Raw genomic sequence first — 25,790 nt, forward strand, 5'->3', positions numbered from 1 at the left:
TAAATGTGTATAACTTAATGTAGTTATTTTCAGTCAATTGCTTTTCATTTGTCTTGATATTTAACATTTATTAACAATACTTTGTTAAATTTGCGATGTTAATACCTATAAAAATATCGATATGTCAACACCTTATATTCCTAGTTTAGACCTGGGCTCATACATCAATGGAGATGATGCGCAGCGTAAAAAATTCTCTGATGAATTGGGCAGAGCTTTTAACGATTCTGGTTTTGTAACCATCACTAATCATGGTGTAGACCAAGAATTGATTGATAAACTATATGCCAACATTCAAGGTGTTTTTGCCTTGAAACCAGAGCAAAAGAAAAAATATGAAAGAGCAGAGCTTGCCGGTCAGCGTGGTTACACCAGTCCAGGTAAAGAGACTGCTAAAGGTGCTAAAACGGCAGATCTGAAGGAATTCTGGCAAATTGGTCAGGAAGTAACAGATGGTGATCCGATTAAATCGGAATACCCGGATAATGAAGTGCTGGAAGAACTTCCTGAATTTAATGCGGTAACCCGTGAAATTTATCAGCGTTTGGAAAACAATGGTAAACATTTACTGCGCGCCATTGCGACTTATCTGGAATTGCCAATCGATTATTTCGATAAACATGTGCACAACGGAAATTCAATTTTGAGAGGGATTCATTATTTCCCAATTGAAAATCCGGAAGCATTAGCGGCAGATGCAGTACGTGCGGGAGCACATGAAGACATCAACCTGATCACCTTATTGATTGGTGCAAGTGCTGATGGTTTAGAAGTATTGACCCGCAGCAATGAATGGCTGCCAATTAAAGCTGGTCACACAGATATCGTAGTGAATGTAGGAGATATGCTGCAGCGTTTAACGAATAACAAATTGCGTTCTACCACACATAGAGTAGTAAATCCACCACTAGAGCTGATGAAAACATCTCGTTTCTCTGTTCCTTTCTTTTTGCACCCACGTGCAAATATGGATTTGACAAGTCTGCCATCTACAGTGGATGAAGCCCATCCCAAAGTATATGCTGATATGACTGCTGGTGAATACCTTGATGAGCGTTTACGCGAGATTGGATTGAAGAAAATGTAATTATTTCCTCAAACAGGATTAAAAAGAGCGGCCATATCACATCTTGATACGGCCGCTCTTTTTTGATCAACAATAGTTGATTCTTTAAAGATGAAGGTGGTTATTTTCTTCTGCTGAACTGGATTTCCATGGTTTTCATTTCTTTTCCATCCGTGTTACAATACATTTCCATCACCTGATGGTCTTGGTCAACGAATTTGAAAACTTCACGGACATCCATGTCTTTTCCGGTCATCGGGTCAACGCACTTTCCTTTAAAATTAATGGTTTTTGTGGCGTCATCCCAAGTGCCTTCCATGTTCATGATGCCTGTACCCATGTTGTCTATCCAGGTGGAAAGAAAGGTCTTTTTTGAATTGTCGTAGCCCAATAGGCCCATTCCTTCAAAAGGCATTCCCATCATGCTTCCTTCATGAATAGATTGTTGATAACGGCCCCCCATGATCATTGTGTTTGTACTGCTGGTTTTACTTTTCGTGGGCGGAGCACCTGGCGCCATCCACATGGTAACGTCTCCATCCCATTTCCCATCGTCTTTTGCAATCATTTTGTGCACATCGCCGGGTGTCATGTACGCTTGCCATGCTTTCATCATGGCATCATCCTGAGCTTGAACCCGACAGGTTATGGCCAGCATCAGCAAAGCCACAACAGATAATGTTAACTTTTTCATTTTATTAGAATTAAGTTTTATATGGTATTCTAATTTACGAAAAACTGAAGCTAATTACTACCTTTTTCTATTGCTTTATAAATGGCGTCCTGGATTCTAGGTCTGATTTTTAAACTCCCTAACTTCTCTGATACTGTGGGATTTACCCGGTTGGATAGAAATACGTAAACAAGTCCTTTTGCGGGGTCTACCCAGACTGCCGTTCCGGTATAGCCAGTATGGCCATAAGTAAGGGGAGAGGCCAGTTGCGAAGGATATTTCTTGGTCGCGTCTGGATCCCATCTGTCAAAACCTAGTCCTCTTCTGCTCACATCTGATTGTTTCTTGGTAAACATGTCGACTGTTTGCGGCTGGAAATATTGGTTTCCGCCATAACTGCCTTTATTCAATAACATCTGGTAAATGATGGCGAGGTCATTTGCACTGCCAAATAATCCCGCATGACCGGATACGCCGCCTGCTAATGCTGCACCCTGATCATGCACATAACCTTCCAGCAATGTTTTTCTGAAATAATTGTCCTGTTCAGTAGGTACAATCTGATCTTTTGAAAAGCGGTTTCTCGGTAGGAAGCCGGCCGTTTGCATGCCCAAAGGTTTGTAGAAATTCTCCCATACATAGGTGTCTAATGGCATTCCGCTCAAGCGTTCACAGATTTCTTTCATCACGTACATGCTGATGTCGCTGTAAACGTATTTTCCGCGTGTTCTGATCGGGGAATTCAGCATTTTTGGCCACATCACCTCTTTGAAAAATCCTTTCTTGATGTAATAATTGTCGGCCACCTTAGTCGGAAAAACAGCACTGGAATCTCTGCTATAGTCTCCGGGTTTCACAAAATCGTGGAAAGGAATGAAAGGGATAAAGCCTGCCTGGTGCAACATCACTTCCCTTACTTTAATCTGATTCATGGGCGATAACCTTGCTTTAGGGATGTATGCGCCAATGTTTGTATCGAGATTTAATTTGTGTTCTTCAAATAAACGCATCACAGTTGGCGTCGTTGCAGTGGTTTTAGTGAGCGATGCCAGGTCAAAAATGTCGGTTACTTTTTCCGGTAAACCATTCACATAAGTATGATTACCATAAGCTTTATTGAAAATTACTTTTCCATCTTTCGCCACCAGGACCACAATTCCGGGAGCAGCTTTCTCACGGATGGCTTCATAAGCGATGTTGTCAATTTCCTTCAGATCATCGGAATTGACGCCTGCATCTTCCGGAAGCGTATATTTTAATCGGGTTTGGCTGGTACTGGCGCCTTGTCCAACAACATATTTCGGCGAGTAGCTGGCCGTTAATTTTTTAGTAAATGGAATGCCGCCAAAAATCATCTGAGGAACAGTAACCGCGGCTTCTTCATTGTATTGATTGCTCCAAACGATAGGCGCAGAAATTCCGTCAAATGCCAATAAGCTACCCGTTTCTCCAAATACGGCAATAATGATCTTTTTACTTTTCGCAATACTGTTGATGAAGCTGGTATTTCTTGGGTTGTTTATCGCCGAGACCGGTAATGCTACAATCACGAGATTGAAGTATTTCAAGTCATCTTCCAGGTCGTCCAGCGTAGTAGAAGCCAGGTAAGCATCAGAAGAAAAACTGCTGACTTTCGCATACTTATTTAAAAGGCTGTCAAACGAAGATTTGAAGCTGAAATCCAGGCTAACCGCAGCAATGTTTTTCTGATCCAATGCGGTTAAAGGGAGCAGATTTGTTTGGTTATTTAAGAGTACGGTATTGCTGCTGATCGTATTGATCACAGCGACTTTTTGCTGGTTCTGCTGATGGCTTTGCGCACAGGCGCTGAAAGTAAATAAGGCCATAAAGCTGGTGATCATGATCCCGGCAAGGTTACTTTTTTTGCTGTATTTTTTATTCATTTAGGTGTTTTTTAAGAAGGTAGGTTCCTTGCTGCTGATACTGCTGTAAAATTGAGTTGCGATCAGATCCGCTGATGATGTGTTTACAGCTGACGAATCGGAGGCTTCCAATAGTCGGGCCAATAGCTTTCTTTCCTGTCGATAAAGATAGAAAAAGGAACAAATAAAATGGAAATAGGCATTAAAAGACAAATTATTAACAAATGAAAACTGAGTATTGAGGCTTATTTTCCCTAAATTAGCAACCTTTACCAGAGAGAAATAAATGTCAGATATAATACAACTTTTACCGGATAGTGTTGCCAATCAAATCGCGGCCGGAGAGGTAGTGCAACGCCCGGCATCAGCCGTGAAGGAGCTTTTGGAGAATGCGATAGATGCAGGTGCAAACAAGATACAGTTGATTTTAAAAGATGCCGGTAAGGCATTGATTCAGGTGATAGATAATGGCTGTGGAATGAGCGTCACAGATGCACGCATGTGCTTTGAACGTCATGCTACCTCGAAAGTCAGAAAAGCAGAAGATTTATTCGCCATCCGTACGATGGGTTTCAGGGGCGAAGCTATGGCTTCCATTGCCGCAATTTCGCAGATAGAAATGAAAACCCGCCGCCATGAAGATGAGCTGGGTACCATGGTAGAAATCGAAGGTTCTGAGGTCACCAATCAGGAGCCGGTAGCTACTTCTGTGGGGACCAGTATCTCCGTAAAAAATCTCTTTTATAATACGCCAGCAAGAAGAAACTTTCTCAAAAGTACCTCCGCAGAAATGCGCCATGTGCTGGAAGAATTTCAACGCATTTCTCTGGCAAATCCAGCAATAGCTTTCAGCTTACACCATGACGGAGTGGAAATCCACCGTTTACCTGCCTCGGGCATGAAACAAAGGATCGTTCATTTGTTTGGAAATAATTATAACCAGCGCCTGATTCCTGTAGAAGAGGAAACGAGCATCATCAATATCAAAGGCTTTATTGGAAAACCTGAGTTCGCAAAGAAAACCAGGGGAGAGCAGTTCTTTTTTGTCAACAACAGGTACATCAAAGACGCTTACCTGAATCATGCAGTGAGCAAATCGTATGAAGATTTATTGCCTGATGATCATTTCCCAATGTATGTGCTGTTCATCGAAATTGATCCCGCAAAGATTGATGTGAATGTCCACCCTACAAAAACGGAGATCAAATACCTGGATGAGAAATCTATTTATGCGATCCTCCATTCTGCGGTAAAACGCTCTATTGGAAGGTTTAACATCAGCCCAACGATTGATTTTGATCAGGAAACTGGATTTAGCGGGATGATTACCCATAAAGCCCCGGAGGAAATTGTGCCGCCAAGCATCAGCTTCAATCCAGACTTTAACCCTTTTGCCGCGGATAAACCGACTAGGGAACCCGCTACTGCAGCAAGCTTTCCTACTGCCTTTCCAAGGTCAGGAAGTGGTGGCGGCGGAGCCAGCAGGGATGCCAGTGCTGCGATTGTACCAAATACCAAAGGCTGGGGCGCTTTATATGAAGTAGCCAACCATAGCGATACCGCACAGCAGGCAGCCATTGAATTACCTGGACAATTACCGGACGATTCTCTGGTACCCGTTCAGAAACAGCTGATGCAGCTGCACAATAGGTACATCATTTCGCAGATTAAATCGGGCTTGATGCTGATCGACCAGCAGGCTGCTCATGAAAGGATTCTTTACGAACGTTTCAGCAGACACCTGGATGATCGTAAAGGCGCTTCCCAGCAAAGTTTATTCCCGCAAACAGTAACCTTAAGTCCGAATGATTTTGAATTGGCAAAAAGCTTATTGGAAGACATTAAAAGCCTAGGTTTTGAGGTTCGGGAGTTCGGTAAAAATACGCTGATCATCGAAGGAATCCCAGTAGATTTAGGCAATAATAACGGCAATGAAACGCAATTGTTTGAACACCTGATTGAAGGATTTAAAAATTCTCAGCAAGAACTTAAACTGAGCAAAAGAGATGCGCTGGCCAGAAGTATGGCCAGAAACAGTGCCATCAAAAGCGGCGCAGTTTTAGGACAGCAAGAAATGAATACGCTGATTGAACAGCTTTTTGCTTGTCAAACACCTAACTTTAGTATGAGTGGGAAGCCGGTAATTCAAACCATCGGTCTGACTGAACTTGATAAAAAATTTGATAAATAGCAACGATGAATAATATCCATATTCCACCAGTAGTCAAAAACCTGCTCATTATTAATGCGCTTTTTTTCGCTGCCAAGTACGTGATGAAAAATGCAGGAATCGACCTGGATTATTTGTTGGGCGCTTTTTACTTCGACTCGCAGTTTTTTAGAATCTGGCAGCCGATCTCCTACATGTTCATGCATGGTGATTTTATGCACATTTTCTTCAATATGTTCGCCCTATTTATGTTCGGTGGTGTCATTGAAAACAGGTGGGGAGCGAAACGCTTTATAAACTTTTACCTGATCACTGGACTGGGGGCGGTAGCTCTGCAAATGGGGGTACAGGCCTATGAAGTATATCAAATTACAGGATCTGTACTGCATAACCCAGTAATGGTTGATTTAACCCGGGGGATGGCGCAGGTAGGTGTTCCCGGCATTTCCGCAGAAGCCAGAGATACCCTGATCGGGATTTATGGTTTCCCAATGGTAGGTGCTTCAGGTGCTATTTTCGGCTTGTTAGTGGCTTTCGGAATGTTATACCCGAATACGGAAATGTACATCATGTTCATCCCGATTCCGGTAAAAGCAAAATATATTATTCCTGTTTATATTTTAATGGAATTATCTTTAGGAGTAGCACGTGTTCCCGGCGACTCTATTGCCCATTATGCACACTTAGGTGGTGCATTATTAGGCTTTATATTGGTTAAACTGTGGAAAGACAAGGACAACAATAGATTTTATAAATACTATGAATAAGTCTTTTATTGAAGATCTAAAATACCGGGTGTTTCAATCCGGAAATCCGGTATATTTTTATATTGGCATCAATGTGCTGCTTTTTTTAATAGTGGCATTTCTGGGTATTCCTTTCTTCTTATCCGGTATCGGATCTGTAAATTTCCCTGCTTTTATCAGGGAATATCTGGGCTATCCGGCATCGATCGCCAAGCTGCCATTCCGCTTTTATACGGTGATTACCTATCAGTTTTTTCATGATGGATTTTTACACCTGCTATTCAATATGCTTTGGTTGTACTGGATGGGTAAAATCTTCCTGGATTTCTTAAAACCGCGTCAGTTTCATTTTGTCTACCTCGGCGGAGGGATTGCTGGTGCAGCAATGTACACGCTGGCTTATAACATTTTCCCTGTTTTTGCAGGATCAGTAGCAGGAGCAACAGTAATCGGTTCATCGGCTGCGGTAATGGCTGTAATTGTGGCTACTGCTACATTGGTGCCTGATTATAGCATTAGAATGTTATTGCTTGGGGATGTGAAATTGAAATATCTGGCCATGGCCTATATTGCAATGGAGCTGATTGGACTGGCTTCAGCCAATGCTGGAGGTAGTTTTACCCATATCGGAGGGGCCTTATTTGGCTTTGCTTACATTAAAGTGCTGCATAAAGGACGAGACTGGAGTCAGCTTTTCAAAAGAAAACCTAAGCTGAGAGTGGTGAGAAATGAACCTTCAAAATCTGCCCCAAAATCAACTGCAAGCTCCGTAAATCAGCATGAAATAGATGCGATTTTAGATAAGATCTCCAAATCAGGATATGATAAGTTAAGTAAAGACGAAAAGGAAACCCTGTTTAAGGCGAGCAAACATTAATGAAGCGATCAAAACCTACATTTTTTGATAAACTGGTCCGGGTATTGGCACTGGCATTGGCGCTGGCACTTGTACTGGGCTTTCTTGCCGGGAGATTTGACCCCAGGAAGTATCAGTTGATCGCTTTTTTTGGCCTTGCTTATCCTTTTATTCTCTTTCTGAATATTTTTATGGTGATCTGGTGGTGCCTGCGCAGACGCTGGATGTTTGCAATAGGCACAGTGGCGTTGATTCTGGTAGGATGGCAAGCTTTAACTGCAACCATAGGCGTTTTTGGCGATGAGGATAAAGGACCAAAATATAAGCCTGCTTCCTTACGGATGATGACTTACAATGTACATAGCTTTAAACCCTATGGACTGGAGAATGTAGAATCTGTGAAACAGCAGATGCTGGAACTGATCGAAAAAGAAAACCCAGATGTCATCTGTTTTCAGGAATATTTTACCCGTAAAAAAGGCTCATTCGACATTACCGATAGCCTTAAAAGAATCCTAAAAACCAAACACTTTTTCTTTGTGCCTTCCAGTAAGAATGATTATGAAGCAACAGGACTCGCCATCTTTTCCCGTTACCCGATCAAGGACACCGGAACGATCGCTTTCGGACCCAACTTTGGCGGTAATGCCAGTATTTTCATAGACATCGAAGTGAATCAAAAGAAATTAAGGGTGTACAATATTCATTTACAATCTATCTCATTTGATAAGCAGGATTACAGTTATATTGATAAGGTAGCGAAAAAGATGAATGCAGGAATTAAACCTTCTAAGAGAATTCTGGTATTGCTTAGAAATGCTTTTCTAAAGAGAAGTGAGCAGGTCGACATCATGAAGGCCCACATGGCCACTTGTTCGACGTCCTTCCTGATTGCTGGTGATTTTAACGATACCCCAGCTTCTTATGCCGTAACGCAGCTGACAAAATCTTTACACAATACTTTTCAGGAAGAAGGTACCGGCTTGGGAAGAACCTATAACGGGAAGTTTCCTAACTTCCAAATTGATTATATTGCCACTACAAAAGACATTAAAGTGTTGAATCATCTTGTGATTCCCGCTAAATTGTCAGACCATTTTCCTGTTCGCAGTGATTTGATATTAACACCCTAAAATTTTTACCTTTGCAAGATGAATACAGGCTTACAGCTCTACAATACCCTATCACGTAAAAAAGAACTTTTTGAACCGCTAAACGCACCTCATGTAGGTATGTATGTGTGCGGACCTACTGTTTACAGCGATGTGCACCTGGGCAATTGTCGTACGTTCATCTCTTTTGATTTGATCTTCAGGTATTTGAAATACAGTGGCTATAAAGTGCGCTATGTGCGCAACATTACCGATGCCGGCCATTTGGAAGGTGATCGTGATGAAGGAGATGATAAATTTGCGAAAAGAGCGAAACTGGAGCAATTGGAACCAATGGAAATTGTACAAAAATACACTTTGGGATTCCATGATGTATTGAGAATGTTCAACACATTGCCGCCAAGCATCGAGCCTACCGCTACCGGACACATCATCGAGCAGATTGAAATGATCAAAGAGATCATGAACAATGGTTATGCTTATGAATCCAATGGAACCATCTATTTTGATGTAGAAAAATATAGTGAGACTTATAACTATACCATTCTTACCAATAGAAACCTGGAGGATATGCTGGCGAATACCAGAGAACTGGGTGGACAAAATGAGAAACGCGGCAGGTTAGATTTCGCACTTTGGATTAAAGCAAAACCAGAAACACTAATGCGCTGGGCTTCCCCATGGGGAGAAGGTTTTCCAGGATGGCATATTGAATGTTCTGCAATGAGTGCCAAATATCTTGGTGCAGAATTCGATATTCATGGCGGTGGAATGGACCTTGCAGCAACGCACCATACGAATGAAATTGCCCAGTCTGAAGCTTGCAGTCATAAACAACCCGCAAAATACTGGATGCATACCAATATGCTGACCGTTAACGGTACGAGGATGTCGAAAAGTGCAGGTAACGGATTTTTACCGGAACAATTGTTTAGTGGAGACCATGCTTTACTGGAAAAAGGATTCAGCCCGATGACGGTTAAATTCTTCATGTTACAGGCGCATTACCGCAGTACACTTGACTTTTCAAATGAAGCTTTAGATGCTTCGGAAAAAGGATTTAAAAGGCTGATGAATGCCTTGAGTTTACTCGATAAATTGACACCAGCTGAAAGCAGCGATTTCGAAATCGATCCGATCATCGACAATTGCGTCAAAGCAATGAATGATGATTTCAACAGTCCGGTGGTGATTGCAGAACTTTTCGAAGCCAGCAGAATCATCAATACGGTGTATGATGGAAAAGGAAAGATCTCTGCAGCGGAACTGGACAAGCTTAAACAACTGATGCAGGATTTTGTGTATGATATTTTCGGACTAAAAGACGAGGAGACTTCTAATATCGCATTAAATTCAGTATTAGATATGGTGATCGACTTACGTCAGACGGCAAAAGAGAACAAGGATTACGCAACTTCTGATAAAATCAGATTGGGCCTGCAAAGTATGGGTATCCAACTGAAAGACAGCAAAGAAGGAACGACCTGGAGTAAAGCCTAAGGATGTTGAATTGTTAATTAATTTTGCAGCTCAAAAACATCAGAACAATTATATTCGTACCAAACAAAAATATCATTCAAACTATTTCAAATCATGATCAATAAATTCCTTTATACAGTAGTAGCCCTTTCTATGACAGTTGGTGCTTATGCACAGAAGTCGGACGGAACCACTAAATCTCTGGTTAAAGCAGAGAAAGAATTTGCCGAAAGCCTGGCAAAAAATGGCGCCAAAAGTGCTTACACTAGTTTTTCCGCTAATGATGCATTGGTATTTAGACCGAATCCGGTAAATGCGAAAACTTTTTATGCCACACAGGAAGATAGTAAAAATGTGAGTTGGACGCCAACTTATGCAAGAGTAGCTAAAAGCGGCGACTGGGGTTTCACTACAGGTCCTTATACAATCGATGGGGCAGAGAAAACTTACGGTCAGTACTTGACAGTTTGGAAAGCGAAAGATGGCAAATGGGAATTGGCATTAGATCTAGGTACTACGCATAATAAACCATTGAATAAACTGGAAACTGCTTATATCGAGCCTAAAGAATATTATAAACCTAAATTTGCAACCGATAAACAAAGAGCTGCGGGAACTGATATCATCGTGACCACAGAGAAAACCTTGAATACTACCCTGAAATCTTATGGTGTAGCTGCATTTGCAGGTTTCTTAAATCCTGATGCCAGAGTATTGTTCCCTGGATATGAACCGATCGTTGGAAAAGATAAAGCTATGGCTTTCTACAACGGTATGGTGAAAAATATGACCCTTAAAACGACGAAAGCAGATAAAGCCTTAGGTGGTGATCTTGCCTATACTTACGGTGTTGCAACCATTGATTATAAAGCAGACTTAAGAGAAAGCTTCAACTACGTGTTTATCTATGAGCGTCAGGCTGACCACAACTGGAACTTGATCATGCAGGTTTTCGCACCAGCTGAGCGTTAATCAAATGAAAATATAAGAGAAAAAGGGTTTTTAACAATTGGTTTAAAAACCCTTTTTTTATAGCTGATTTTTTATCCTTTGATCTTGCTGAGTTTTGTCTTTTGGATACCGCTTAGTATTAGCTTTTGAGATTTCCATTTTTAATCCTTTATTTTCATTGCGATATTGTTTTAATGTCCATCCATATAAGGATCATACTTTATCTGCGTTATGGATGAAGAGTAACCATAATTAATGAATAAATACATTTAATGAAGAAAAATATACTAATCCTTGCGGCAATGTTGATGGCCGGTCAAAGTCAGGCTCAGAAATTCGATTTACAGGGCCAGAGAGGCGCTCGTGGCATAATGCCTGAAAATACCATCCCAGGAATGATTAAAGCTTTAGATCTAGGTGTAAATACCTTAGTGATGAATACCGTGATTTCAAAAGATAAGCAGGTGGTGCTTTCCCAGGAGCCTTACTTTAATGCAGAGATCAGTTTGAAGCCAGATGGTAAAGCCATCAGCTTAAAAGATCAAAAGAAATACAACATCTACAAAATGAATTATGAGGAGGTGAAGAAATTCGATGTAGGAAGTAAAATTCACAACCGTTATCCTGGTCAGCAGAAATTTAAAGCATATAAACCACTATTGGAAGAAACGATTGATTCAGTGGAGTCTTATGTGAAATTGAACAAACTTGCTAAGCCTAATTACAGTATTGAAACAAAACTGATCCCTAAAGGAGATGGAGAATTTCAACCGGAACCTTCGGAGTTTGTAGACCTGATTATGGAAGTTGTGAAGAGAAAGAAACTGGAAAAAAGAGTGACCATCCAATCATTTGATATCCGTACACTTCAATACCTTCATGAGCATTATCCTAAAATCAAAACTGGATTGCTGATCGATGAAAAGGAAAACTTTGAAATTAACATAGAGGAATTGGGATTTAAGCCCACAGTATATAGCCCATATTCAGTATTGGTGGGAAAAAGCTTAGTGGATCGCTGTCACGAAGCTGGGATTAAAATTATTCCATGGACGATCAATTCTACTAAAGAGATGAAGTATCTGATTGATTTAGGAGTAGACGGTCTGGTAACGGATTATCCAAATCTGTTTAAACCATCCCTGCTGAAAGAAGATTAAAGGAAAGCAAATGCGGCATAAAAAGAAGGCCTTTGAAAATTTTCAAGGGCCTTGATATAAATCAGTTATCGTTATAAAATGAATGCTACTTTGGAATCGACCGATAGCCCTGTGTAGAACAGCGGAATCGCTTAATTTTAAAACAAGTTTTTAATGATCTGTTCCATAGAAAGACCTTCTGCTTCCGCACGGTAATTCCGAACAATCCTATGTCTTAATATTGCTTCTGCTACCGCCTGTACATCTTCAATATCTGGTGAATACTTCCCAGAAATCGCCGCATGGCACTTGGCACCAACTACAAGAAACTGAGAGGCCCTCGGACCTGCGCCCCAGCTGATGTATTTATTCACCTCCTCGGTCGCATGCGCAGTATGCGGACGCGTTTTACTAGCCAGTTTAACAGCATATTCTACCACATTATCTGCGATAGGAATGTTTCTAACCAGTTTTTGGAAATATTGAATCTGCTGTGCATTGATGACCTTTTTCAACTGAACATCCTGATTACTGGTCGTGTTTTTTACGATGGTCAATTCTTCTTGAAAAGAAGGATAGCCCAAATGCACATGGAACATAAAACGATCCAATTGTGCTTCTGGAAGCGGATAGGTGCCTTCTTGTTCAATTGGGTTTTGTGTCGCCAATACGAAGAAGGGATTCGGTAAGATATGTCTTTGTCCGGCTGCAGTAACTGCTTTTTCCTGCATGGCTTCTAATAGGGCAGCCTGTGTTTTCGGCGGCGTTCTATTGATCTCATCTGCAAGAATGATATTTGAAAATATCGGTCCTGGAATGAATTTAAAGTTGCGGTCTTCGCCAAGAATTTCCGCGCCAATGATGTCGCTGGGCATTAAGTCTGGAGTGAACTGGATCCTATTGAAATTAAGATCCAGCACATTCGATACGGTTTGAACCAGCAGGGTTTTAGCCAGACCGGGAACACCAACCAACAGACAATGGCCATTACTGAAAATAGCGATTAAAACCGATTTCACCACTTCATCCTGCCCAATAACCACTTTGCCAATCTCGGCCTTAATGTCTTTGTATACCTGATGTAAGGCGTCTACTGCTTTAATCTCATTTTCAAACGGCATAGATTTATTTTTTAGAAGTTTGAGCCCAGATTTTTAACTCATCGCACTGGTCATAATCAGGATTAATTCTGATGTAAGTATTTTCTCTTCTTTTCTCAAACCACTCACTCAGCGTACGGTCAATTTTAGCCTGCTGTGCTCTCTCTTTGAATTTCGAATAATCTTGTTCCAGATTTCCTTTGTGTGGTGGGATTTTAGATTTCAGATACAATAATTTGTAACCTTCTTTACCATCCTGACCTGTGAATAGCACTGGTTTAGATAGATCACCTACTTTCATCGTGTCTACCACTAAGAATACTTTAGGATCTAGTTTATCAGCAGGAATAAAAGTCGTTCTTGCGGTTACGTTATCTGCATAAAGCATCATTCCACCATTGTACTGTGATTCTTTATTGTCTGAATACAAAGAAGCAGCGGTAGAGAAAGTGATTTTTTTATTGACGATGTTGCTATAAATACTGTCTGCCTGCAGTTTTACACGCTCTAAACTGGCTGGCGTTGTTTGTGGACGAATTAAAATGTGACGGGCCTGGACTTGTTCTCCACGACGCTCAATCACCTGTAAAATATGGAAACCATGTTCTGTTTCAAAAACAGGGGAAACTTCACCGGCTTTCAATTTGAAGGCCCATGCTGTAAATTCTTTTACCATTTTTGTACGGTCAAAGAAACCTAAATCACCACCATCAGGTGCCGATCCTGGATCTTCAGAATATGATTTTGCAAGGAAGGCAAAGTCTTCACCACTTTTAACCCTTAACCTTAACGCATCGATTTTATCATAGAATTTTTGCTTCTCTGCTTTCGTTAGTTTTGGGTGAAGCACGATCTCTCCAACCTCAAATTCTGTAGGAATATCAGGTAAGCTGTCTTTTTTGTAAGAATCAAAGTATTTTTTTACCTCAAGAGGAGTGATGCTCACATCTTTTGTGATGTGCTGCTGCATATTGTCAGAAATCAACTGCTCTTTGATGTCTGGTCTGATTTCATCTTTGTATTGCAAAACAGAACGGTTTAAGAATTGCTCTAAGCGCTCTTCACCACCAGCACGTTGAATTTGCATACGCATCCTTTTCTCCACTTCATTGTCTACCTGATTCTCATCTACGGTAATTGAATCGATTTCCGCCTGTTGCTTCAGTAATTTTTGAGCAAGCATCTGTTGAAGGATATAACACTTTACCTTTTCATCAGGTGGGTTTCCAGAATTCAGGTATTGCGCATATTGTTGGTTCAAATCAGATAATAAAATGATATTATTCCCTAATACAGCAACAACTTTATCAATATTTTTCTTTTGCGCCTGTGTGTTTAAAAACAAACAGATTAAACCGCTTGCAATCACTAAAAATTTCTTCATTCTATGTACGTTCAATTATATTCTTTTGCAAATTTAACATTAATATTTTTGGGGCGCTGTGCTTATAATTTTGCCAGTTTTTTCAATTCCGCCTCATTTACTTTTACCGGATATCGATCCCTTAATTGGGTCACCCAATCTTTTTCCAGTGCTCTTTGATAATCAGCGATCACCACTCCTTTTTGTTCTTCAAAGGAACCATCACCATAAAGTGATTGATTTCTTTCATAAAAGTTGCGAAGCTGGTGGGTATCATTTTGAGCTTTATCCCAAACTTTTATCTCCGATACATTAAACATGAGTACCGCGTTCTTGTACTCATTGATGATCATCGAGTAGGTTTCCTTTGGAAGGGCCACCTTTTTCTGAGCACGCAGGGCGGTTTCATAGTATTTAATTTCTGAAAGATAGGCCGTATCCCTGTCAAATCCCATTTCTTTAGCATCGAGTACTTTAAGTTTGAAATCCAGGTAGAGGTTTAAATAATCTTCCAGTTCTTTAAATTCAATATTTGAAGTCCCAGGGTGGTTTTTCTTATAAACCCACATAAATTCTTTACTACTTACAGGTTTCCCATTAATACTGGCTACATTTTGTGCAAATGCGCCGGCAAAGGTCATACTGAAGAAGATAATGCAACAAGTTTTTCTCACGAAAGATATATGCTATATATATTTTAAGGCATAAAAGTAATAAATAAAGGCACTATAATAAGATATTTAACTAATTTTAACAGAAAAAAGATTTCCAACAAAATCAGCAATAATGGGTAGCGAACTAACAACCAACGGAGACGCTTTACGTTTATTTTTTACAGATGATATTTATTTGATTAAGGGGGAGGAAGGGTTTTCAACTGGAGAAGTACTGGAGTCTGATCTACAGAAAGTTAGCGCGCCGATTCCTGCGGAACCTATTGCTGCGGCGGATTTAGAAAATCCGGTGTCAGGGGTGGATACAGGTACTGTAGCTGCGGTTACTCCAATTCCTGCTCCTGTAATCCCTTCAGTCACGATCCCGATAACGATTCCTCAATTTCCTGCTATTGAAAAGCCAGCTGCCTTATCTTTCAAGTATCTTGGTCAGAATAAAAAGAAGATCCTTATTTTGGTAAATGATGCAGATCATGAGGTGAGTGATGAGGCAGGCAGAGAACTGTTGCGTAAAATCGTAAAATCGATCAATCTGACGGCCAGTGATTTTGCATTGTTAAATTATGCTAAATACCCGAAAACCAGCTTCTTGGATTTGCAGCAGCATTTTTCGAGCGTTTTGGTATTCGCTTTTGGCGTATCAGCGGCAGATTTACAGCTGCCTTCACATCCGGAGAATAAGATCGTGATGGAGGGGGATGTCCGCGTAATTTTCTCAGGAGAATTGAGAAAACTGGAACAGGATCCAGGCGGAAAGAAAACATTATGGGGAAGCCTTAAACAATTAGGACTATGATCACTGAATTGGTATTTGCCACAAATAATAAACATAAAACAGAAGAAGTCGGCAATTTATTGCGCGGCCAATATAAAGTATTGAACCTGTCGGATATCGGATGTACCGTAGACATTCCGGAAACAGGAAGCACATTTGCGGAGAATGCGACCTTAAAAAGCCAGTATGTATTGGAAAATTACCAGTTGGATTGCTTTGCTGATGATAGTGGTTTGGAAATCGAAGCCTTAAACCAGGAACCAGGGATCTATTCTGCCAGGTATTCTGGAATTAAGGATGATGCTGCAAATTTAAATCTTGTGCTGCAAAAGATGGAAGGGCAAACCAATCGAAAAGCCCGTTTTAGAACGGTAGTTTCCCTTTTCAAAAATCAGCAGAACTATCTTTTCGAAGGCATTATTAACGGTCATATCGCCGAAAAACCAATGGGTACGCAAGGTTTCGGATACGATCCGATTTTTGTCCCAGACGGTGATGACATCAGTTTTGCCCAAATGAGTATGGAGCAGAAAAATGAAATCTCACACCGTGCCATTGCCATGCGTAAGCTTATTGCTTTTTTGAAGGAGCAGTAACTGGTTTTGTTGTCGGGTTAAGAATAGCGGCTTTAATTGGAGCCGCTTTTTTTTTAATTACTTTTTTAAGACTATCTATTTGGGCGCTGTCTACCTTTAATGGGATAGCCTTTAATGCTTTTGTTTTTAAAGAATCTGGATTAAGGGAACCCGCTTTAGTTGCACTTGCTTTAATCGCTTCTTTTTTTATGGCCTCAGTGGAAGGAACCGGAACGCCATTGATACTTTTCGGCAGAGATTTCCCTGGAAGGATCTCCTTTTCAGAAATTGGCTTCCCATCAGGAGGGGCTACAGTGGCTTCTTTCTCATCTTTCTTTTCAGCCGGTGGTTTTGGCCCTTTAGGACCAGCTGGTTTCTTTGCGCCAGGTTTCGGTTTCGGCTTTCCATTGATGACTTCTTTCTTCGACAATGGCCTTAATTCCGGCTTCCAGATAAACCCGGTTAAGAAAACATCTGCTTTAAGCTCCTTAATCGGGGTTCTTACCCCTTCAGTATCTTTAATAGTGATGATCTCACTGATCTCTTTTTCCTTAAAAATGATCTTAATCCGGCTGCTGACCGTCTGGTTCATCTCTGTATAAATACTGTCTTTTTCCCTGTTGAAATAGATACTTTCCGCATTTCCATCTACAAACATCCTGTTCAGCTTGCCATTCACGAAAAATCCGGTGATCAGTTTCCCTTTGATTTGGTTGAACCTGGCAGAATCTAAATTTACATTCACCATAAAGGCGCTGCTGAGTACTTGTGATGTATTCAGTTGTTTATCTTTTAGTTTCAAATAAATGGTATCTCCAGTTTGCTGGGAACCTTCCGACCATAGTATTGGTTTGCCGTACCAGCGAAGGGTAGAGTCAGAACTGGTGTAGAACAAGGAGTCTGCTCTGGCCTGCATATTGGACTTGTAAACCCTCACATTGTGATAAGCCTTAATGATTCTTGTTTTTACCGTATCCGAAGGGTTAAAAGGAATTGAATCTTTGGCCATTACCGCATTCGCTGCTTTTACTGCTCCATTTTTAGCGCCTGCCACTGTTTTAGCTCCGGCAATGGCTTTATTTCCTGTATTGGTTTTTGCGCCTGAAATTGCCTTGTTTACTGCGCCTGCTTTATTTCCTGCCAGTGCTCCTGCAGTTTTTTTGGCCTCAGCGGCTGCCTTTTTCAGTGGATCTGTATTACCTTTCTCCAGCGCCGTTTTTGCGGAGTCTGTCAGCGATTCCGGCTGGATCACTTCCGCGGCCTTCAATACCACCAATATGGTGCTGTCTGCAACTATCTTTTTTGCGCCTTTTTTACTCAAGGGGGCTTCTTTCTTTTTTATAGGAATAGGATTACTTTTCAAGGTAATGGAATCCTTTTTCAAATGATCAGCGTCGTTTTTCAGTAGAATCGAGTCCTTTTTTAAGGGAGGGTTTCCTTTAGAGAGCGAACCGGCTGTACTGGGCAGCTTTGTTTTGCTGGAATCCGCAGCGCCCAGAGGGATTGCTGCAACCGGTTGTTTATCTTTTTTCTTATCTTTTCTTGGATCAGTCTCCGCAACTACAGCCGGTTTTTTGGTACCAACCTTCTCTTCCGGTGCTTCCTCTGCTTCTCCCATCTCATTGTCTTTCTTCAACACAGGGGAGGAGATTAATTTTAAGGTTTTAAGGAGTACCATCTGCGTTTCGAGCGTATCGGCACCCATCCATAAAGTATCCGGGACAAGTTTCTTACCCACCATAATAGAATCGGAAGTTCCCAGGCCTACATAAGGGTTTTTCGTCACCACCGTACGCTGGTCAATTTTGTAGTAATAGCCCAATTGACCGTACATCACGGTTTTATCCACCGTATCTCTAAACACAATGTTGCGGACGGCCTTACCGTATCCGGCAATCCCGTCATAATATAAACTGTCTCCTTTTAGCGATTTGGAACCTGTGGTATACAAGTTTTTTTTGCCGAAGTAAGCATATTGGGTTTTCGTATTGTAGGCACCGTTTTCTGTGTAAAGGTTGTCGTCTTTACCCATGATATTAGTTGGGCCATAGAAATAAGTCCAATTCGTTAAAGTGTTATACCTTAGCGTATCCGATTTAATGGTGGTTTCCGGGGTAACTACAACCACATTGTAGCGGAAGTAGGCGTCCCGGCTATTAGAAAAATAATAGCCGTTTTTGCTGGTCAGCGTTACGTCTTTATTGACAATCTTTCCACCAGTTACATAAGTTCCAACTTTACTGCCCAGGTTATAATCCAGGATATTAGTAGTTAAAATCGACTCTTTGTCGATCATTTTCACATTACTGGTCAAGTGTGCATTTTTTGTATTCCCATCATAGGTTAACCGATCCGAGTAAATATTGATCGTATCTGCCTGGTTGATGTGTACATTGCCAAAGGCATCAAACATATTTTTAGCTTCATAAAATATAGCACTATCGCAAGCCAAAGTCGCATTGTCCTGTTGAAATACCGGATTTCTCAGATAAGTCGTATTGCTATTCTTTTCTACCCTTGCACGCTGAGAGCTTTTAAGAATGATTTTGGTCTTCTGCTGAGCAAGTAGAGAAAACGATAGTAGAAATAAAATGAAAAAAATATATAGTTTCTGCACGTTACAAAGTTAGTTTTTTGCTTACCATTTTCATCAGAATAAATGGAGTTCAATTGCGCTATTTTTTTGTCTCCTAAATAGATCTGGAAATAGCCTTAGGGATCTTCTGATTGTCGCTACCCTCTAAACGTATAAATTACAATTATTGCTATACCGATCAAATTAAAATCCATTAGTAAATGCTATTTTTGAAAGATGTTACCTCTTCATCAATTTAAAGCATATATCCAGCAAAACGCCTTTTTCTCTAACGATGACCAGATTCTTCTGGCAGTGAGTGGGGGGAGGGATTCCGTTTTAATGGCCCACCTGTTTAAACTGGCAGGCTATAATTTTGGAATCGCACACTGCAACTTTAACTTAAGGGGCGAAGAATCTGTTCGTGATGAACATTTTGTGAAAATGCTGGGCACAACTTTAGGTGTACCCGTTTATGTAAAACATTTTCAGACGAAAGCATATGCCAATACGCATAAGATTTCCATTCAAATGGCGGCCAGAGACCTGCGTTACCATTGGTTTGAGGAATTGAGCAATCAGGAAGGTTACCAGCGTATTGCGCTGGCACAGCACCAGGACGATGCTATAGAAACCGTCTTGTTGAATTTAACTCGGGGTACAGGCATTGCCGGATTACATGGCATCTTGCCGAAAAGAGGAAAACTGATCAGGCCGCTGCTATTTTTAACACGTACCGCAATTAATGATTTAATCGATGCTGAAAACATTGATTATGTCGAAGACAGCTCCAACCTGAGCGCCAATTATGCGAGAAACAAAATCCGTTTAAAGGTCATTCCGCAGTTAAAGGAAATCAATGCAAGTCTGGAACTTACTTTTCAGCACAATATTCAGCGTTTCGCTGATACGGAACAGGTCTTACAGCAAGTGGTCACGGAATTGCGCAATGTGATGTTTAGAACTGAACACGACGGTATTTATCTATCCATTGAAAAAGTAAAAAGCCTGAATCCACAGAAACTGCTGATGTTTGAACTCTTGAAACCTTACCATTTTTCGGAAGCGGTGATTGCCGATCTGATCCAGGCATTGGACAAACAAAGCGGGATCTCTTTTTTCAGCAGCAGTCACCAGCTCACTTTAAATAGAGATGAACTCATCATCAGTCCAATACTATCAGTAGAAATCGGACAGCATTTACTCTGGCACCCAACAGCAGATAAACTAGAAACGCCAAATGGGACTTTCAGCAGCATTCGACTGAGCAAAGCAGCATTTGATGAAAATTACCAGATCGAAAGAGATCCTTGCAAAGCCTACCTCGATACCGATCAATTGATTTATCCCTTGATTGTGAGAAACAGGCAGCCAGGTGATAAATTCAAACCTTTCGGAATGAAACACTATAAAAAGCTCAGCGACTTTTTTATCGATGAAAAAGTTCCGCTTACCAGAAAAGATACGGTACCGATTTTGCTGAATGGAAATGGTGAGGTGATCTGGGTAGCTGGAATGCGCCAGGACAACCGCTATAAGCTGGACCCTGCCACAAAAAATATTACTATTTTAACCTTCTCAGCGCCATATATTACAAATTCTAAACAATCTTAACCCGGTTGCTTTACTATGCAAAGGAAAAAAAAAGTAACTTTATTGAAAATTATATAGATGGGGAACCGATACGCATTTTTGGAGAAACAATATATAGGCCGCGATTATATCCGAATCTGTATTCGTTTGGTCATGGCTGCATTTTGTTTTGCGGCTTATGTTTACGAACGTGACCGCGACAATACCCAGGACTTATTCCTGGTAGTCGGTTTCGGGATCATTGGTGTTTCCATTATTTTGATGTTCATGATTCAATATAAAACCATTATTGAAGACAAGAAGATCCTGATCGACGGATTATGGTCTGCTAGAAAGGTAGAAATCGACCTCAATACCATTAAAAGCGTCAGAAAAGATACTTATAGCAATTACCTGTTCAACAATCCTGTGTATAACCTGCACCGTAAAGGAAGTGTACGCTTCTATTCCTCTGGAAAAGATGCTGTTGTGCTGACCGATCATGATGGTTTTGAATACTTCATTGGTACCCAACGCCCCAATGAGATGTATTTGGTCATAAAAGACCAGATGAAATCTTAAATAATTGCATTTGTTTAACACAAAGCTCAGTTTAAGTATTGTTCTTTGCATCTGTAAAAACAAAAGAAATCAAACCGTTTTTCTGGATTGGTGTTGTCTTTACAGCACGTTAAGCAAGCGCTTGTGTCAGAGTAACATCACACAGCCTGATTCGTGTATTTGAGATAAGAATATCACAAAAAACAAATTCGCTAGAATGAAAATAGGTATTGTTTGTTACCCAACTTTTGGAGGTAGTGGTGTAGTCGCTACTGAATTAGGTAAAGCGCTCGCTGATGAAGGACATCAGGTACATTTTATTACTTATAGTCAGCCTGCACGCCTCGACTTTTTCTCTGCCAACTTATTCTATCATGAAGTATCTGTAAGGGACTATCCTTTATTTGACTACGCACCTTATGAATCTGCCCTGGCGAGTAAACTCGTAGATGTAGTTCGTTTTGAGCAGCTGGATATCCTCCATGTTCATTATGCCATTCCACATGCCTCAGCAGCATTTATGGCCAAGCAAATCCTGGAAACTTATGGAATCAATATTCCTTTTGTCACCACTTTACACGGAACAGACATCACCCTGGTAGGGAAAGATCCTACCTATAAACCTGTGGTTACCTTCTCTATTAATAAGTCTGATGGCGTAACCACGGTATCCCAAAATCTGAAAGAAGATACAGAAGCACATTTTGAGATCACCAACGAGATCAAAGTGATTCCTAACTTTATCGATTTCAACCGCTTTAGCTTAAAGCCAAAAGATCACTTTAAAAAAGCAATCGCACCTAATAACGAGCGCATCTTAATCCATACGTCTAACTTTAGAAAAGTGAAACGTACCCAGGATGTAATCCTGACATTTGAAAAGATTCAGAAAACAATCCCTTCTAAATTACTGATGGTAGGGGATGGTCCTGAACGTGTGTATTGTGAGCAGTTGTGCAGAGACCTGGGCATTTGCGAACATGTACGCTTTTTAGGGAAACAAGATGCGATAGAAGAAATTCTTTCCGTGTCGGATTTATTCCTGATGCCTTCGGAATCTGAAAGTTTTGGTTTGGCTGCATTAGAAGCAATGGCTTGTAAAGTACCTGCGATTACTTCTAACGCCGGTGGATTGCCAGAATTAAATGTTGACGGCTTCTGCGGTTTTATGAGTAATGTAGGAGATGTAAATGATATGGCTGCTAAAGGAATTCTGATTCTGGAAAATGATGAGGTGTTACAGCAGTTTAAAGAGAACGCCTTTATCAGAGCGCAAGACTTTGACCTGAAGAAAATTCTGCCAGTTTATGTAGACTATTACACGCAGATCATTGAAGAAGCAAAAATCAATAATCCTGTGAAGGGTGGTTTGAAAGCAGCAACCAAATAAGTTGAGTTGTTTTAGGAAAACACCTTCAAGAACAGTACACCATAAAAAGAAAGGCCTTTGGATCATCCAAAGGCCTTTCTTTTTATATTTTAATACCCAATTATATTCCACTCAGGTACTATAAAATCATTCCCTAATTATTTTACAGGAGCAAATACCAGGCAAACCGGTGCACCTACGGAAATTCTTTTTCCGGTGTCGGTCAGCGCGCCTGTTTCCAGGTTACGTTCAAAAATCACCACATCATTCGTATACTGGTGTGCAACCAGCAAATATTTTCCTGTTGGATCGATCGCAAAATTCCTCGGACCTTTTCCTAAAGTAGGTACATATCCTCTAACGCTTAGCAACCCACCTTTCTCAATAGCAAAAATGGTGATCTTATTTTCTGAACCTCTGTTGCTCGCGTACAAAAACTTGCCATCTGGCGATAAGTGAATATCAGCTGCACCATTTTCTCCTTTGAAACCATCTTCGGTAATTTTAGTTTTCTGAATTTCGGTCAGGTTCCCATCGCTATAACTGAATACAGTGATCCCTCCATCAATTTCATGGATCAGGTAAGCGTACTTGCTGTCTTTACTGAACACCAGGTGTCTTGGGCCAGCTCCAGGAGTGATGGCAACGCTGTCTTTAACCGTCAATACTTTATTACCGCCATCAGGATTGTAGGTGTATAAATAAACCTTATCTGTCCCTAAATCGTCTACGACAAGATATTTATGGTCTGGTGTAAATTGTGCCATGTGCACATGAGCACTTCCCTGACGGGCTTTATCTATGCTTTTTCCTGTATGTTTAACCAATTGTTTGATGGCGGATAGAGCACCACTTTTTTCAATGCCAAATACGGAGATACTGCCACCTGAATAATTTGCGGTAATCACATTCTTTTTATCTGCGATCACATAACAAGGATCTGCACCATTGGTGGCTTGTTTATTTAAGAAGGTCAGCTTGCCGGATGCCGCATCAAAGCCAAAAGCACTGACAGCACTGGTTTCTGAAGTTTCATTTACTGCATAAATTGCTTTATTACCATCACCTAAAGCCAGGTAACTTGGGTTCTCCACGTTTTTGGTCACAGTTTTTGCTTTAACAGCAGCGGTGTTAGTGTCGAAATCGTACACATAAATCCCTTCACTTTTCCCTGTATTCGTATAGGTACCTACAATTAAATTATAATCTTTTTTCTGTGCGCAGCTTTGTAGTGCCAGCATAATAACCGGGAAAAATAAGAGTTTCTTCATGAGGGCTAATTTATTTAAAATTATCTTAAAAAAACAAAAGCCTGTTCCTTACAGAAGTAAAGAACAGGCTAATGGTATTTTATTGGATCTTTTTACAAGAAATTACTTGATCAGATGCTTGATCTGAATCAATTCATGCTCTTCTAAATATCTCCATCTTCCACGAGGAAGGTCTTTTTTAGTCAGGTTACCGTAAACGACACGGTCAAGTTTCACAACATCATAACCTAAGTGTTCAAATATTCTTCTGACGATTCTATTTTTACCACTGTGGATCTGAATACCGATCTCTTTTTTACTACCACCGGCTACATAAGAAATGTTATCAGGTTTGATCAAACCATCTTCCAATTCTAATCCGAACTGGATTTTGTTGAAATCACCCTGACTTAAAGTCTTACTTAATTCTACATGATAGATTTTAGTGATGCCATTTCTTGGGTGAGATAATTTATCAGCAAGATCGCCATCATTGGTCATCAATAATAAACCTGTAGTATTACGGTCTAATCTTCCTACCGGATAAATACGTTCTCTGCTTGCTTTCTCTACCAATTGCATTACCGTACGACGTTCCTGAGGATCATCAGTAGTCGTAATGTAATCTTTAGGCTTGTTTAATAACACGTAAATTTTCTTTTCGCGTTTCAACAACTCACCATTATAACGGATTTCATCTTTCGCAGGGTCGATTTTATGACCAAGCTCAGAAATTGCTTCCCCATTTACAGATACTACACCAGCAGCAATCAGTTCATCCGCTTTACGACGGGAACAAATTCCTGAATTGGCGATGTAACGGTTTAAACGAATTAAGCCATCATCTTTAACGAAAGGTGCTTTTCTGCTGCGCATTGTGGTATTGCTACCTTCTTCGCGGTCAGGACGTGCATCACGAGGTTTGAAATCTCTTGAACCACCTTCGTCTTCTCTTTTTCTAAAAGGTCTGCTGTCCGTACTTCTTGAAGCGCCACCTTTATTATCATCAAATTTCCTGAAAGGCTGATCCCCTTTTCCGAAATGATCTTTCTTTATATAACTACGTGTTTTGTCAGAAGGAGGTACGTCTCTTGAGCTACCTGCACTATGAGGTCTTGAACTACCTTCACGTGGTTTGAAATCTCTTGAACCACCTTCACGTGGTTTGAAATCTCTTGAACCGCCTTCGCGTGGTTTGAAATCTCTTGAACCACCTTCACGTGGTTTGAAATCTCTTGAACCGCCTTCACGTGGTTTGAAATCTCTTGAACCGCCTTCGCGTGGTTTGAAATCTCTTGAACCGCCTTCACGTGGTTTGAAATCTCTTGAACCGCCTTCACGTGGTTTGAAATCTCTTGATCCACCTTCACGTGGTTTGAAATCTCTTGATCCACCTTCACGTGGTTTGAAATCTCTTGAACCGCCTTCACGTGGTTTGAAATCTCTTGAACCACCTTCGCGTGGTTTGAAATCTCTTGAACCACCTTCACGTGGTTTGAAATCTCTTGAACCACCTTCGCGTGGTTTGTAATCCCTTGATCCGCCTTCACGAGGTTTGAAGTCTCTTGATCCACCTTCTCTTGGGTTAAAATCTCTCGGGCCACCAAATTTTTTATCTTTCCCCTCTTTGTCGTCAAACTTGCTTTTATCTCTGTAAGAAGAGTCTCCTCCGCTACGATTTTGGCCTGTTGAACTTCTGTTGCCCGATTTGGACTTGTCATCCCGACTGTTCCTGTTGTTGTCTTTCATCATGATACGCTATTATTCCGCATAATTTATGCGGGTGCAAATTTAGTAAAAATCGAGCAATTTATTGCTACTATTTTGCGAAGTTGTAAGAGTTGTAAAAAATCGTGGTTTACGAGTGTTTAAACGTTGATTTTGGAAGCAGTTTTTGTAAA

21 protein-coding genes are annotated in these 25,790 nt (G+C 40.7%); 13 read left to right on the forward strand and 8 right to left on the reverse strand.

Features of this window, described 5'->3' with window-relative positions; translation table 11 throughout:
* Positions 1–121: 121 nt before the first annotated feature.
* Positions 122–1,087 (forward strand): isopenicillin N synthase family dioxygenase, encoded by a 966-nt coding sequence (locus tag K7X70_RS12675; protein WP_222537441.1) that lies wholly within the window; start codon positions 122–124, stop codon positions 1,085–1,087.
* A 100-nt stretch (positions 1,088–1,187) separates the two neighbouring features.
* Here the strand turns inward: K7X70_RS12675 and K7X70_RS12680 are convergent, their stop codons facing one another.
* Both K7X70_RS12680 and K7X70_RS12685 read right to left on the reverse strand, forming a co-directional pair.
* Positions 1,188–1,760 carry a DUF1579 domain-containing protein gene (locus tag K7X70_RS12680; protein WP_222537442.1) on the reverse strand — a complete coding sequence of 191 codons (573 nt, stop codon included), beginning with the start codon at positions 1,758–1,760 and terminating at the stop codon, positions 1,188–1,190.
* A 50-nt stretch (positions 1,761–1,810) separates the two neighbouring features.
* Entirely contained in the window at positions 1,811–3,643 is a 1,833-nt protein-coding gene (locus K7X70_RS12685; RefSeq protein ID WP_222537443.1) for a serine hydrolase domain-containing protein, read from the reverse strand.
* 265 nt (positions 3,644–3,908) lie between these two features.
* Between K7X70_RS12685 and mutL the strand changes: the two genes are divergently transcribed.
* The 7 genes from mutL (at position 3,909) to K7X70_RS12720 (ending at position 12,096) form a co-directional block, all read left to right on the forward strand.
* Positions 3,909–5,813 carry a DNA mismatch repair endonuclease MutL gene (mutL, locus tag K7X70_RS12690; RefSeq protein ID WP_222537444.1) on the forward strand — a complete coding sequence of 635 codons (1,905 nt, stop codon included), beginning with the start codon at positions 3,909–3,911 and terminating at the stop codon, positions 5,811–5,813.
* Between the two features lie 5 nt (positions 5,814–5,818).
* Positions 5,819–6,559 (forward strand): rhomboid family intramembrane serine protease, encoded by a 741-nt coding sequence (locus K7X70_RS12695; protein ID WP_222537445.1) that lies wholly within the window; start codon positions 5,819–5,821, stop codon positions 6,557–6,559.
* Positions 6,552–7,415, forward strand: coding sequence for a rhomboid family intramembrane serine protease (locus tag K7X70_RS12700; RefSeq protein ID WP_222537446.1), 864 nt, complete (start codon positions 6,552–6,554; stop codon positions 7,413–7,415). Before K7X70_RS12695 ends, K7X70_RS12700 begins: the two co-directional genes overlap by 8 nt.
* Complete coding sequence (locus tag K7X70_RS12705; protein WP_222537447.1) at positions 7,415–8,527, forward strand: endonuclease/exonuclease/phosphatase family protein; 1,113 nt, start codon at positions 7,415–7,417, stop codon at positions 8,525–8,527. Before K7X70_RS12700 ends, K7X70_RS12705 begins: the two co-directional genes overlap by 1 nt.
* Before the next feature lie 18 nt (positions 8,528–8,545).
* Positions 8,546–10,006, forward strand: a complete 1,461-nt coding sequence (cysS, locus tag K7X70_RS12710) for a cysteine--tRNA ligase (RefSeq protein ID WP_222537448.1) — start codon at positions 8,546–8,548, stop codon at positions 10,004–10,006.
* A gap of 93 nt (positions 10,007–10,099) precedes the next feature.
* On the forward strand, positions 10,100–10,957 hold the full coding sequence (locus K7X70_RS12715) for a nuclear transport factor 2 family protein (RefSeq protein WP_222537449.1): 858 nt from the start codon (positions 10,100–10,102) through the stop codon (positions 10,955–10,957).
* 251 nt (positions 10,958–11,208) lie between these two features.
* On the forward strand, positions 11,209–12,096 hold the full coding sequence (locus K7X70_RS12720) for a glycerophosphodiester phosphodiesterase family protein (protein ID WP_222537450.1): 888 nt from the start codon (positions 11,209–11,211) through the stop codon (positions 12,094–12,096).
* A gap of 137 nt (positions 12,097–12,233) precedes the next feature.
* On the opposite strand, the gene K7X70_RS12725 is transcribed toward K7X70_RS12720, so the two are convergent.
* The 3 genes from K7X70_RS12725 to K7X70_RS12735 all read right to left on the reverse strand — a co-directional run bounded on the left by K7X70_RS12725 (position 12,234) and on the right by K7X70_RS12735 (position 15,179).
* The gene (locus K7X70_RS12725; RefSeq protein ID WP_222537451.1) at positions 12,234–13,196 is read right to left on the reverse strand and encodes an AAA family ATPase; all 963 of its coding nucleotides are present in this window, start codon (positions 13,194–13,196) and stop codon (positions 12,234–12,236) included.
* Between the two features lie 4 nt (positions 13,197–13,200).
* A complete protein-coding gene (locus tag K7X70_RS12730) occupies positions 13,201–14,559 on the reverse strand; it encodes a peptidylprolyl isomerase (RefSeq protein WP_222537452.1) in 1,359 nt (452 codons plus the stop codon).
* A gap of 62 nt (positions 14,560–14,621) precedes the next feature.
* Positions 14,622–15,179: a hypothetical protein gene (locus K7X70_RS12735; RefSeq protein WP_222537453.1), complete on the reverse strand. Its 558-nt coding sequence runs from the start codon at positions 15,177–15,179 to the stop codon at positions 14,622–14,624.
* A 145-nt stretch (positions 15,180–15,324) separates the two neighbouring features.
* Between K7X70_RS12735 and K7X70_RS12740 the strand changes: the two genes are divergently transcribed.
* Both K7X70_RS12740 and rdgB read left to right on the forward strand, forming a co-directional pair.
* Positions 15,325–16,008 (forward strand): hypothetical protein, encoded by a 684-nt coding sequence (locus K7X70_RS12740; RefSeq protein ID WP_222537454.1) that lies wholly within the window; start codon positions 15,325–15,327, stop codon positions 16,006–16,008.
* The gene (gene rdgB, locus K7X70_RS12745) at positions 16,008–16,583 is read left to right on the forward strand and encodes an RdgB/HAM1 family non-canonical purine NTP pyrophosphatase (protein ID WP_222537749.1); all 576 of its coding nucleotides are present in this window, start codon (positions 16,008–16,010) and stop codon (positions 16,581–16,583) included. The genes K7X70_RS12740 and rdgB overlap by 1 nt, the downstream gene beginning before the upstream one ends.
* Here rdgB and K7X70_RS12750 read toward each other — a convergent pair.
* Positions 16,558–19,179, reverse strand: a complete 2,622-nt coding sequence (locus K7X70_RS12750; protein WP_222537455.1) for an OstA-like protein — start codon at positions 19,177–19,179, stop codon at positions 16,558–16,560. The genes rdgB and K7X70_RS12750 overlap by 26 nt on opposite strands.
* A 195-nt stretch (positions 19,180–19,374) precedes the next feature.
* Between K7X70_RS12750 and tilS the strand changes: the two genes are divergently transcribed.
* The 3 genes from tilS to bshA all read left to right on the forward strand — a co-directional run bounded on the left by tilS (position 19,375) and on the right by bshA (position 22,660).
* Positions 19,375–20,751 carry a tRNA lysidine(34) synthetase TilS gene (gene tilS / locus K7X70_RS12755; protein WP_222537456.1) on the forward strand — a complete coding sequence of 459 codons (1,377 nt, stop codon included), beginning with the start codon at positions 19,375–19,377 and terminating at the stop codon, positions 20,749–20,751.
* 57 nt (positions 20,752–20,808) lie between these two features.
* Positions 20,809–21,291 carry a hypothetical protein gene (locus K7X70_RS12760; RefSeq protein ID WP_222537457.1) on the forward strand — a complete coding sequence of 161 codons (483 nt, stop codon included), beginning with the start codon at positions 20,809–20,811 and terminating at the stop codon, positions 21,289–21,291.
* A 196-nt stretch (positions 21,292–21,487) separates the two neighbouring features.
* Positions 21,488–22,660: an N-acetyl-alpha-D-glucosaminyl L-malate synthase BshA gene (gene bshA, locus K7X70_RS12765; RefSeq protein ID WP_222537458.1), complete on the forward strand. Its 1,173-nt coding sequence runs from the start codon at positions 21,488–21,490 to the stop codon at positions 22,658–22,660.
* Positions 22,661–22,797: 137 nt separating this feature from the next.
* Here the strand turns inward: bshA and K7X70_RS12770 are convergent, their stop codons facing one another.
* Together K7X70_RS12770 and K7X70_RS12775 are read right to left on the reverse strand one after the other, a co-directional pair.
* Positions 22,798–23,910 (reverse strand): lactonase family protein, encoded by a 1,113-nt coding sequence (locus K7X70_RS12770; protein ID WP_222537459.1) that lies wholly within the window; start codon positions 23,908–23,910, stop codon positions 22,798–22,800.
* A 102-nt stretch (positions 23,911–24,012) separates the two neighbouring features.
* On the reverse strand, positions 24,013–25,641 hold the full coding sequence (locus K7X70_RS12775) for a pseudouridine synthase (protein WP_222537460.1): 1,629 nt from the start codon (positions 25,639–25,641) through the stop codon (positions 24,013–24,015).
* Positions 25,642–25,790 lie beyond the last annotated feature (149 nt).

Origin of the sequence: Pedobacter polysacchareus (assembly GCF_019802255.1) — a bacterium.
Lineage (GTDB): Bacteria > Bacteroidota > Bacteroidia > Sphingobacteriales > Sphingobacteriaceae > Pedobacter > Pedobacter polysacchareus.

What these genes read in the sequence shown, in the direction of transcription:
- K7X70_RS12675 (WP_222537441.1), top strand. Translation starts at nt 122, where the DNA reads ATGTCAACACCTTATATTCCTAGTTTAGACCTGGGCTCATACATCAAT.
- K7X70_RS12680 (WP_222537442.1), bottom strand. Translation starts at nt 1,760, where the DNA reads ATGAAAAAGTTAACATTATCTGTTGTGGCTTTGCTGATGCTGGCCATA.
- K7X70_RS12685 (WP_222537443.1), bottom strand. Translation starts at nt 3,643, where the DNA reads ATGAATAAAAAATACAGCAAAAAAAGTAACCTTGCCGGGATCATGATC.
- mutL (WP_222537444.1), top strand. Translation starts at nt 3,909, where the DNA reads ATGTCAGATATAATACAACTTTTACCGGATAGTGTTGCCAATCAAATC.
- K7X70_RS12695 (WP_222537445.1), top strand. Translation starts at nt 5,819, where the DNA reads ATGAATAATATCCATATTCCACCAGTAGTCAAAAACCTGCTCATTATT.
- K7X70_RS12700 (WP_222537446.1), top strand. Translation starts at nt 6,552, where the DNA reads ATGAATAAGTCTTTTATTGAAGATCTAAAATACCGGGTGTTTCAATCC.
- K7X70_RS12705 (WP_222537447.1), top strand. Translation starts at nt 7,415, where the DNA reads ATGAAGCGATCAAAACCTACATTTTTTGATAAACTGGTCCGGGTATTG.
- cysS (WP_222537448.1), top strand. Translation starts at nt 8,546, where the DNA reads ATGAATACAGGCTTACAGCTCTACAATACCCTATCACGTAAAAAAGAA.
- K7X70_RS12715 (WP_222537449.1), top strand. Translation starts at nt 10,100, where the DNA reads ATGATCAATAAATTCCTTTATACAGTAGTAGCCCTTTCTATGACAGTT.
- K7X70_RS12720 (WP_222537450.1), top strand. Translation starts at nt 11,209, where the DNA reads ATGAAGAAAAATATACTAATCCTTGCGGCAATGTTGATGGCCGGTCAA.
- K7X70_RS12725 (WP_222537451.1), bottom strand. Translation starts at nt 13,196, where the DNA reads ATGCCGTTTGAAAATGAGATTAAAGCAGTAGACGCCTTACATCAGGTA.
- K7X70_RS12730 (WP_222537452.1), bottom strand. Translation starts at nt 14,559, where the DNA reads ATGAAGAAATTTTTAGTGATTGCAAGCGGTTTAATCTGTTTGTTTTTA.
- K7X70_RS12735 (WP_222537453.1), bottom strand. Translation starts at nt 15,179, where the DNA reads ATGACCTTTGCCGGCGCATTTGCACAAAATGTAGCCAGTATTAATGGG.
- K7X70_RS12740 (WP_222537454.1), top strand. Translation starts at nt 15,325, where the DNA reads ATGGGTAGCGAACTAACAACCAACGGAGACGCTTTACGTTTATTTTTT.
- tilS (WP_222537456.1), top strand. Translation starts at nt 19,375, where the DNA reads ATGTTACCTCTTCATCAATTTAAAGCATATATCCAGCAAAACGCCTTT.
- K7X70_RS12760 (WP_222537457.1), top strand. Translation starts at nt 20,809, where the DNA reads ATGGGGAACCGATACGCATTTTTGGAGAAACAATATATAGGCCGCGAT.
- bshA (WP_222537458.1), top strand. Translation starts at nt 21,488, where the DNA reads ATGAAAATAGGTATTGTTTGTTACCCAACTTTTGGAGGTAGTGGTGTA.
- K7X70_RS12770 (WP_222537459.1), bottom strand. Translation starts at nt 23,910, where the DNA reads ATGAAGAAACTCTTATTTTTCCCGGTTATTATGCTGGCACTACAAAGC.
- K7X70_RS12775 (WP_222537460.1), bottom strand. Translation starts at nt 25,641, where the DNA reads ATGATGAAAGACAACAACAGGAACAGTCGGGATGACAAGTCCAAATCG.